General features: G+C 63.0%; 1 pseudogene. It reads right to left on the bottom strand.

Annotation, left to right across the window (positions count from 1 at the left end):
* Positions 1-725, bottom strand: a pseudogene (locus EOA60_RS35675) (lactate dehydrogenase); the annotation flags it as partial.

Below are 725 nucleotides of genomic sequence, written 5' to 3'. Positions count from 1 at the left end.
GCCAGATACGGTGCGCATTGCTCACGAGCAGGTTCAGCTTGTTCTCCGGCTCGTTGTCGTTGTCAGGATCGACCAGGCGCAGGTCGATCGCAGCGTGACGCCCGTCGGTGATGACGGAAAGCAGGATGTCGTCTCCTGGCTCCGGCGGCCGATCGCGCATCTCGATCGCCTTGATGCGCTCGTCGAGCAGGACCTGGTAACGCTTGAATGCAGCCGTGGGCTTGGCCGTCAGGATCTGGCGCTTGCCGGTCGAGATCGCCGGCACTTTCACGTAGCGGCGCAGATCCTCCGGCATCACCACGTCGGCGAAGGTCCGGAACATGGCGATCAGTTCCGGCACGTTGACGAAGGTGGCGAAGCGCGTGACGGGCTTGTATTTGCCGTTGGGCTGCAGCTCGAGTTCGGTCGAGACGTCGCCGAAGGTCGAGGCCCAGGCGTCGAACTCGTGCAGGCCGCGCTGAAGGAGCGCCTCGTGGCCGAGATAACGCTGCACGGAAAACATCTCACCGAGCGTGTTGGTGATCGGCGTACCGGAGGCGAGCACGAGCGCCCGGCCCGGATTCTTCGTCTCGATGAAGCGCGACTTCACATAGAGATCCCAGGCGCGCTGTGAGCCGTTCGGATCGACGCCCTTCAGCGTCGACATGTTGGTCGCGAAGCTGAGCTTTCTGAATTCCTGCGCCTCATCGACGATGATCTGGTCGACGCCGAGCTCGGAGATGGTC

This window comes from Mesorhizobium sp. M1A.F.Ca.IN.020.06.1.1, assembly GCF_004023265.1.
In the GTDB taxonomy this organism is placed as follows: domain Bacteria; phylum Pseudomonadota; class Alphaproteobacteria; order Rhizobiales; family Rhizobiaceae; genus Mesorhizobium.
The sequence above is the reverse complement of the archived record's forward strand: the minus strand, read 5'-3'. Positions and strand labels throughout refer to the sequence as shown.